General features: G+C 70.4%; 7 protein-coding genes. All 7 read left to right on the forward strand.

Annotated elements, in window-relative coordinates; genetic code table 11:
• The first annotated feature begins 135 nt into the window (after positions 1–135).
• The 7 genes from AB0442_RS24160 to AB0442_RS24190 all read left to right on the forward strand — a co-directional run bounded on the left by AB0442_RS24160 (position 136) and on the right by AB0442_RS24190 (position 8721).
• Positions 136–2343: a polyribonucleotide nucleotidyltransferase gene (locus AB0442_RS24160; protein ID WP_363547452.1), complete on the forward strand. Its 2208-nt coding sequence runs from the start codon at positions 136–138 to the stop codon at positions 2341–2343.
• Positions 2344–2437: 94 nt separating this feature from the next.
• Positions 2438–3805, forward strand: a complete 1368-nt coding sequence (locus AB0442_RS24165; protein ID WP_366165258.1) for a pitrilysin family protein — start codon at positions 2438–2440, stop codon at positions 3803–3805.
• A complete protein-coding gene (gene dapB / locus AB0442_RS24170) occupies positions 3802–4548 on the forward strand; it encodes a 4-hydroxy-tetrahydrodipicolinate reductase (RefSeq protein WP_366165259.1) in 747 nt (248 codons plus the stop codon). The genes AB0442_RS24165 and dapB overlap by 4 nt, the downstream gene beginning before the upstream one ends.
• Positions 4549–4555: 7 nt before the next feature.
• Positions 4556–5017: a tetratricopeptide repeat protein gene (locus AB0442_RS24175; protein ID WP_344627257.1), complete on the forward strand. Its 462-nt coding sequence runs from the start codon at positions 4556–4558 to the stop codon at positions 5015–5017.
• A complete protein-coding gene (gene thyX / locus AB0442_RS24180; protein WP_344627258.1) occupies positions 5014–5742 on the forward strand; it encodes an FAD-dependent thymidylate synthase in 729 nt (242 codons plus the stop codon). The genes AB0442_RS24175 and thyX overlap by 4 nt, the downstream gene beginning before the upstream one ends.
• Before the next feature lie 229 nt (positions 5743–5971).
• Positions 5972–6871 carry a 4-hydroxy-tetrahydrodipicolinate synthase gene (gene dapA, locus AB0442_RS24185; RefSeq protein ID WP_344627259.1) on the forward strand — a complete coding sequence of 300 codons (900 nt, stop codon included), beginning with the start codon at positions 5972–5974 and terminating at the stop codon, positions 6869–6871.
• Positions 6872–7035: 164 nt separating this feature from the next.
• A complete protein-coding gene (locus tag AB0442_RS24190; RefSeq protein ID WP_366165260.1) occupies positions 7036–8721 on the forward strand; it encodes a ribonuclease J in 1686 nt (561 codons plus the stop codon).
• The last annotated feature ends 309 nt before the right edge of the window (positions 8722–9030 follow it).

The raw sequence follows: 9030 nt of genomic DNA on the forward strand, positions 1-9030 counted from the left end.
CCGGTCCTCGGTAGTGGCCGCCGGGAGTCGTCGACAGACGCCCGGGGGCTTCGATCGAAGACCGGCCCGCAGGGCCGGGCAGGCGGACGCTGGGGGGCGCTCCACCGGAGACGTACGAAAGAGGAGATCTTCCAGGTGGAAGAGAACGTGTTCTACGCCGAGGCCGTCATCGACAACGGCAGCTTCGGCACCCGTACCATCCGCTTCGAGACGGGCCGCCTGGCCCGCCAGGCCGCCGGCTCCGCCGTCGCCTACCTGGACGACGACACCATGGTGCTGTCGGCGACCAGCGCGTCCAAGCAGCCGAAGGAGCACTTCGACTTCTTCCCGCTGACCGTGGACGTCGAGGAGCGCATGTACGCCGCGGGCCGGATCCCCGGCTCGTTCTTCCGTCGTGAGGGCCGGCCCTCCGAGGACGCGATCCTCACCTGCCGCCTGATCGACCGCCCGCTGCGCCCGTCCTTCGTCAAGGGCCTGCGCAACGAGATCCAGGTCGTCGTCACCGTGATGGCGCTCAACCCGGACCACCTCTACGACGTGGTGGCCATCAACGCGGCCTCCGCCTCCACCCAGCTGGCCGGCCTGCCGTTCTCCGGCCCGATCGGCGGCGTCCGCGTCGCGCTGATCAAGGGCCAGTGGGTCGCCTTCCCGACCCACTCGGAGCTCGAGGACGCCGTCTTCGACATGGTCGTGGCCGGCCGCGCCCTGCCGGACGGCGACGTCGCGATCATGATGGTCGAGGCCGAGGCCACCGACAAGACCATCAAGCTGGTCGCCGACGGCGCCGAGGCCCCGACCGAGGAGGTCGTGGCCGCTGGTCTCGAGGCCGCCAAGCCGTTCATCAAGGTGCTCTGCGCCGCCCAGGCCCAGCTGGCCGCCCAGGCCGCCAAGCCGACCGGCGAGTTCCCGGTCTTCCTGGACTACCAGGACGACGTGCTCTCCGCCCTGACCTCCGCCGTCAAGGACGAGCTCGCCCAGGCGCTCACCATCGCCGGCAAGCAGGAGCGCAACAACGAGCTCGACCGCATCAAGGCGATCGCCGCGGACAAGCTCCTCCCGGACTTCGAGGGCCGCGAGAAGGAGATCAGCGCCGCCTACAACGCGCTGACCAAGAAGATCGTCCGCGAGCGCGTCATCAAGGACAAGGTCCGCATCGACGGCCGCGGCGTCACCGACATCCGCACCCTGGCCGCCGAGGTCGAGGCGATCCCGCGGGTCCACGGCTCCGCCCTGTTCGAGCGCGGCGAGACCCAGATCCTGGGCGTCACCACGCTGAACATGCTCCGCATGGAGCAGCAGCTCGACACGCTCTCCCCGGAGACGCGCCGCCGCTACATGCACAACTACAACTTCCCGCCGTACTCGGTCGGCGAGACCGGCCGCGTGGGCTCGCCCAAGCGCCGCGAGATCGGCCACGGCGCGCTGGCCGAGCGGGCGATCCTGCCCGTGCTGCCCTCCCGCGAGGAGTTCCCGTACGCCATCCGCCAGGTCTCCGAGGCGCTCGGCTCCAACGGCTCCACCTCGATGGGCTCGGTCTGCGCCTCCACCATGTCGCTGCTGAACGCCGGTGTGCCGCTGAAGGCCGCCGTCGCCGGCATCGCCATGGGCCTGATCTCCCAGGAGATCGACGGCGAGACCCACTACGTCACGCTGACCGACATCCTCGGCGCCGAGGACGCGTTCGGTGACATGGACTTCAAGGTCGCCGGCACCCGCAACTTCATCACCGCCCTCCAGCTCGACACCAAGCTGAACGGCATCCCGGCGTCGGTGCTCGCCGCCGCGCTGAAGCAGGCCAAGGACGCCCGCCTGCACATCCTCGACGTGATGAACGAGGCCATCGACACTCCGGACGAGATGTCGCAGTACGCCCCGCGCATCATCACGATCAAGATCCCGGTGGACAAGATCGGTGAGGTCATCGGCCCCAAGGGCAAGATGATCAACCAGATCCAGGAGGACACCGGCGCCGAGATCACGATCGAGGACGACGGCACCATCTACATCGGTGCCTCCGACGGCCCGGCCGCCGAGGCCGCCCGCACCACGATCAACCAGATCGCCAACCCGACCATGCCGGAGGTCGGCGAGCGCTACCTGGGCACCGTGGTGAAGACCACGACCTTCGGCGCGTTCGTCTCCCTCATGCCCGGCAAGGACGGTCTGCTGCACATCTCGCAGATCCGCAAGCTCGCCGGCGGCAAGCGCGTGGAGAACGTCGAGGACGTGCTCGCGGTCGGCACCAAGGTGCAGGTCGAGATCGCCGAGATCGACCCGCGCGGCAAGCTCTCCCTCGTCCCCGTGATCGAGGGCGAGGAGGGCGGCGAGGCCGCCTCCGAGTGACGCACCGAGTGACGAGGTAGTCCTCCCGCGGCCCGCACGCCCTCGCGGCGTGCGGGCCGCACCCTGTTCTTCCCCGATCGAGAGGTACACCCTGGTGGCTCAGGCCTCCGCGGCACACCAGCGCCCCGGCACCACCAAGACCCTGTTGAAGGGCCTCGACGGCGCCGGCACCGTCCGCCGCACCGTCCTGCCCGGCGGCCTGCGGGTCGTCACCGAGACCCTGCCGACCGTCCGCTCCGCGACCTTCGGCATCTGGGTCGGCGTCGGCTCCCGCGACGAGACGCCCGTCCTCAACGGCGCCACCCACTACCTGGAGCACCTGCTCTTCAAGGGCACCGCCCGGCGCAGCGCCCTCGAGATCTCCGCGGCCCTGGACGCCGTCGGCGGCGAGATGAACGCCTTCACCGCGAAGGAGAACACCTGCTACTACGCGCGGGTGCTCGACACCGACCTGCCGCTCGCCATCGACGTGGTCTGCGACATGCTCACCGGCTCGCTGATCCGCCCCGAGGACGTCGACGCCGAGCGCGGCGTCATCCTCGAGGAGATGGCCATGGCCGAGGACGACCCGGGCGACGTCGTCCACGACCTCTTCGCCAAGGTGATCTACGGCGACGGCCCGCTCGGCCGACCGATCCTCGGCACCGAGGAGACCGTCACCAACCTCACCCGCGACCAGATCGCCGGCTTCTACAAGCGCCGCTACAAGCCCGAGCACCTGGTCGTGGCCGCCGCCGGCAACCTCGACCACCGCAAGGTCGTCAAGCTCGTCGAGGAGGCCTTCGCGCCCGTCCTCGCCCGCTCCACCGGCCACCCCGCCGACGTCCGCCGCGGCGTCAAGGCGCTGCGCACCGCCGGCCGCACCGAGGTCCTCAACCGGCCCACCGAGCAGGCCCACCTCGTCCTCGGCGTGCCGGGCGTGCCCCGCCACGACGAGCGACGCTGGACGATGGGCGTCCTCAACGCCGCCCTCGGCGGCGGCATGAGCTCCCGGCTCTTCCAGGAGGTCCGGGAGAAGCGCGGCCTCGCCTACTCCGTCTACTCCTACTCCTCCTCCTACGCCGACAGCGGCATCTTCGGCATCTACGCCGGCTGCCAGCCCAAGCGGGTCGAGGAGGTGCTGTCGATCTGCCGCCAGGAGCTCGCCAAGGTCGTCGCCGACGGCATCACCGAGGAGGAGCTCCAGCGCGCCATCGGCCAGATCTCCGGCTCCACCGTGCTCGGCATGGAGGACACCGGCTCGCTGATGAACCGCATCGGCAAGGCCGAGCTCTGCTACGGCACCCACCTGTCGGTGGACGACATGCTGGCGAAGATAGCGGCGGTGACCCTGGACGACGTCCGGGCGGTCGCCCGTGATGTGCTGGGGGCCCACCGCCCGTCGCTCGCCCTGATCGGTCCGATCAACGCCAAGCGGGCCGCGGCCGTGGCCGACGTGCTCGCCCAGGAGGAAACCGCATGACACTGCGCGTCGCCGTGATCGGCGCCAACGGACGGATCGGCTCCGAGGCCGTCAAGGCCGTCGAGGCCGCCCCCGACATGGAGCTGGTCGCGGCCCTCGGCCGCGGCTCCGACCTCACCGAGCTGACCGACGCCGGTGTCCAGGTCGCCGTCGAGCTCACCCACCCCGACGCCGTCATGGGCAACCTCGACTACGCCCTGCACCACGGCATCCACGTGGTCACCGGCACCACCGGCTGGACGGACGAGCGCCTCGCCACCGTCGGCGGCTGGCTCGCCCAGAACCCCGCCACCGGCCTGCTCATCGCCCCGAACTTCTCCATCGGCGCCGTCCTCGGCATGCAGTTCGCCCAGAAGGCCGCCAAGTACTTCGAGTCCGTCGAGGTCGTCGAGCTCCACCACGACCGCAAGGCCGACGCCCCCAGCGGCACCGCCACCCGCACCGCGCAGCTCATCGCCGCCGCCCGCAAGGACGCCGGCCGAGCCCCCCAGCAGGACCCGACGACCCACGAGCTGCCCGGCGCCCGCGGCGCCGACGTGGACGGCGTCCCCGTGCACGCGGTGCGGCTGCGCGGCCTGCTCGCCCACCAGGAGATCCTGTTCGGCGACACCGGCGAGACCCTCACCATCCGCCACGACTCGCTGCACCACAGCTGCTTCATGCCGGGCATCCTGCTCGGCGTCCGCAAGGTCGTGGACACCCCCGGACTCACCCTCGGACTCGAACACTTCCTGGACCTGTGAGCCCCGCATGACCTCCCGCACCGGTTTCTTCCTGCTCGCCGCCGCCCTGGTCCTGGTCTCCCTGCTCTGCGTGGGGGAGGGCGTCCAACTGGTCGCCACCGGCAAGCCGCTCGGCATCGGCCTCGGCGTCTGCGCCTTCGTCATCCCCCCGATCGGCATCTGGTTCCTGCGCCAGACCGTCCGCTTCGGACGGGCCAGCGAGCAGCTCGCCCGCGAGCTGGAGGCCGAGGGCGGCCTGCCCGTCGACGAACTCCGCCGCACCTCCGGCGGCCGGATCGACCGGGCCTCCGCCGACGAGGTCTTCGCCCGCCGCAAGACCGAGGCGGAGGCCTCCCCGCACGACTGGCGGGCCTTCTTCCGCCTCGCCGTGGCCTACGCCGACGCCGGCGACACCCCGCGTGCCCGCAAGGCCATGCAGCACGCCATCAAGCTGCACAGCACCACCACCGAAACGAGGAGCACCGCGTGAGCGACGACCTGGCCCCGACCTTCCGCAGCGACGTCACGGTGGAACTCGTCCGCAGCGCCGCCACCGACACCGACGTCCTGTGGGCCGCCCGCGTGTCCACCAAGGGCGAGCAGTCCCTGGAGACGATCGGCGAGGACCCGGAGAAGTCCAAGGGCCTGATCAACTTCCTGATGCGGGACCGCCACGGCACCCCCTTCGAGCACAACTCGATGACCTTCTTCATCAGCGCGCCGATCTTCGTCTTCCGCGAGTTCCACCGGCACCGCAGCGGCTGGTCCTACAACGAGGAGTCCGGCCGCTACCGCGAGCTGCAGCCCGTCTTCTACGTCCCCGGCCCGGAGCGCCGCCTCGTCCAGCAGGGCAAGCCCGGCCGGTACGAGTTCGTCGAGGGCACCGCCGAGCAGCACAAGGTCACCACCGAGGCGATGGAGGAGTCCTACCGCTCCTCCTACCGCGCCTACCAGGAGATGCTCGCCGCCGGCGTCGCCCGCGAGGTCGCCCGCGCCGTCCTCCCGGTCGGCCTGTTCTCCTCCATGTACGCCACCTGCAACGCCCGGTCGCTCATGCACTTCCTCTCGCTGCGCACCAAGAACGAGCACGCCACCGTGCCGTCCTTCCCGCAGCGGGAGATCGAGATGGTCGCCGAGCAGATGGAGGAGCTCTGGGGGCAGCTGATGCCGCTCACCCGTGCGGCCTTCGACGCGCACGGCCGAGTCGCCCCCTGACCTGCGAAGACGGGCATCCGGGCGGACCGCCCGGCATGTCCGGATTGCAGCGGTTCCGCCCGCTCCCTACGCTCGGAGCACGGATTCCGGTGCTGCCCGAACCCCCGAGCGGGCAGCACCGGAATCCCATGCTCCGACCCCGACGGCCCGCCGTCGACCTCGCACGATCCTGTCCGAACCGTGGACCGGCGTGACCGCCCCCCAGTGGCCTACGAGTAGTTTTGGACGCATGGCTCCGACCTCCACCCCCCAGACGCCCTTCGGCCGGGTCCTGACCGCGATGGTCACCCCCTTCACCGCCGACGGAGGGCTCGACCTCGACGGCGCCCAGCGCCTCGCCGCCCACCTCGTGGACGCCGGAAACGACGGCCTCGTCCTCAACGGCACCACCGGCGAGTCGCCGACCACCAGCGACGCCGAGAAGGCCCAGCTCGTCCGGGCGGTGGTGGAGGCCGTCGGGGACCGCGCGCACATCGTCGCCGGCGTCGGCACCAACGACACCCACCACAGCGTCGAGCTGGCCCGCCAGGCCGAGGCGGCCGGCGCCCACGGCCTGCTCGCCGTCACGCCGTACTACAGCAAGCCCCCGCAGGAGGGCCTGTACCGGCACACCACGGCCATCGCGGACGCCACCGAGCTGCCCGTCATGCTCTACGACATCCCCGGCCGCAGTGCCGTCGCACTGAGCCACGAGACGCTCGTCCGGCTCGGCGAGCACCCCCGCATCGTCGCCAACAAGGACGCCAAGGGCGACGTCGGCGCCGCCTCCTGGGCGATCGCCCGCTCCGACCTCGCCTGGTACTCCGGCGACGACGTCCTGACCCTGCCGCTGCTCTCGGTCGGCGCCGTCGGCGTGGTCAGCGTCGTCAGCCACGTGGTCACGCCCGAGCTCAAGGCCATGATCGAGGCCTTCACCGCGGGCGACACCGCCAAGGCCACCGCCGTCCACCAGTCCCTGCTGCCGGTCTTCACCGGCATCTTCCGCACCCAGGGCGTCATCCTCAGCAAGGCCGCGCTCACCCTGCAGGGACACCCCGCGGGCCCGCTGCGCCTCCCGCTGGTCTCCGCCACCGCGGAGGAGATTGCGCAACTGAAGCAGGATCTGGCCGCCGGCGGGGTACACCTCTAGCAGACACAGACGTGCGCGCCCCGGCTCGCCGGGCCCCCGAGGGCCTGCCGCTGAACCGGACCGAAGGCGCGGAGGCACCTGGTACGTAGGAAGCCAACGATGGACGCACGCCCCGTGGCGCCGGACGATCCCGGGCATGTGGCGTGCGTCGTGAGGAGAGTCTTTTGAGCCACCCGCACCCCGAACTCGGCGCCCCTCCCGCACTCAAGGAGGGCGCCCTCCGCATCACCCCGCTCGGCGGCCTCGGCGAGATCGGCCGCAACATGACGGTCATGGAGTTCGGCGACCGCATCCTGATCGTCGACTGCGGCGTCCTCTTCCCCGAGGACGAGCAGCCCGGCGTCGACCTGATCCTCCCGGACTTCACCTACATCCGGGACCGCCTGGACAAGGTCGACGGCATCGTCCTGACCCACGGGCACGAGGACCACATCGGCGCCGTCCCGTACCTGCTCCGGGAGAACCCGGACATCCCGCTGATCGGCTCGAAGCTCACCCTCGCGCTCATCGAGGCCAAGCTCGCCGAGCACCGGATCCGCCCGTACGTCCTGGAGGTCAAGGAGGGCGAGCGCGAGCGCATCGGCCCCTTCGACTGCGAGTTCATCGCGGTCAACCACTCCATCCCGGACGCCCTCGCGGTCGCCGTCCGCACCCCGGCCGGCACGGTCGTCGCCACCGGCGACTTCAAGATGGACCAGCTGCCGCTCGACGGCCGCCTCACCGACCTCCCGGCCTTCGCCAAGCTGGCCGAGGAGGGCATGGACCTGCTGCTGGTGGACTCCACCAACGCCGAGGTCCCCGGCTTCATCCCGCACGAGCGGGACATCTCCGCCGCGCTGCGCAACGTCTTCGCGAGCGCCCAGCGCCGGATCATCGTCGCGTCCTTCGCCAGCCACGTGCACCGCATCCAGCAGGTGCTGGACGCCGCCCACGCGCACGGCCGCAAGGTCGCGTTCGTCGGCCGCTCGATGGTCCGCAACATGGGCATCGCCCGTGACCTCGGCTACCTCAAGGTCCCCGGCAACCTGATCGTCGACGTGAAGACGCTGGACGACCTGCCGGACGACAAGGTCGTGCTGGTCTGCACCGGCTCGCAGGGCGAGCCGATGGCCGCGCTCTCGCGGATGGCCAACCGGGAGCACCAGATCCGCATCGTCGAGGGTGACACCGTGGTGCTCGCCTCCTCGCTGATCCCCGGCAACGAGACCGCGATCTACCGCGTGATCAACGGCCTGACCCGCTGGGGCGCCAACGTCGTGCACAAGGGCAACGCCAAGGTGCACGTCTCCGGCCACGCCTCGGCCGGCGAGCTGCTGTACTTCTTCAACATCTGCCGACCGCGCAACCTCATGCCGGTCCACGGCGAGTGGCGCCACCTGCGGGCCGCTGCCGACCTCGGCATCCTGACCGGCGTGCCGAAGGACCGGGTCGTCATCGCCGAGGACGGCGTCTGCGTCGACCTGGAGAACGGCGTCGCCCGGATCGTCGGCAAGGTCCAGGCCGGCTACGTGTACGTCGACGGCTCCTCGGTCGGAGACATCACCGAGGCCTCGCTGAAGGACCGCCGGATCCTCGGCGAGGAGGGCTTCATCTCCGTCTTCGTCGTGGTCGACTCCACCAACGGCAAGATCGTCAGCGGCCCGACCATCCAGGCCCGCGGCTCCGGCATCGACGACGGCGCCTTCGTCCCGGTCGTCGCGAAGCTGGAGGAGGCCCTCACCCGCTCCGCGGGCGACGGCGTGCTGGAGGTCCGCCAGGTGCAGCAGCTGGTGCGCCGGACCATCGGCAAGTGGGTGGCGGACAACTACCGCCGCCGGCCGATGATCCTCCCGGTCGTGGTCGAGGTCTGAGACCTGCCGGGCCAGGTTTGACGTGGGGCGACCCGGGGCGTAATGTTCTCCGGGTTGCCCCACTGCTGGACGGCACCACTCGAATTCAGTTCGAGGCGGTAAATCCGGTGAAAGAACTCTGATAGAGTTCGGGAGCGCCGAAAGGCGAAAGTGAATCCGATGAAACGGGCTCCGGAAAGCGGAGCGGAAAACATCTGATAAGCTGGAAACACGAAAGAGCGAAACGCCCGGAGGGTCCGCTGGAAGGCGGTCCGAAGGAAGTGTCCGTTCCTTGAGAACTCAACAGCGTGCCAAAAGTCAACGCCAGAT

The sequence above is a fragment of the Kitasatospora sp. NPDC085895 genome, from assembly GCF_040702125.1.
GTDB classification, from domain to species: Bacteria; Actinomycetota; Actinomycetes; order Streptomycetales; family Streptomycetaceae; genus Kitasatospora; species Kitasatospora arboriphila.

Coding starts and splice junctions, on each gene's coding strand:
- dapB (WP_366165259.1), top strand. CDS start 3,802: ATGACACTGCGCGTCGCCGTGATCGGCGCCAACGGACGGATCGGCTCC.
- AB0442_RS24175 (WP_344627257.1), top strand. CDS start 4,556: ATGACCTCCCGCACCGGTTTCTTCCTGCTCGCCGCCGCCCTGGTCCTG.
- dapA (WP_344627259.1), top strand. CDS start 5,972: ATGGCTCCGACCTCCACCCCCCAGACGCCCTTCGGCCGGGTCCTGACC.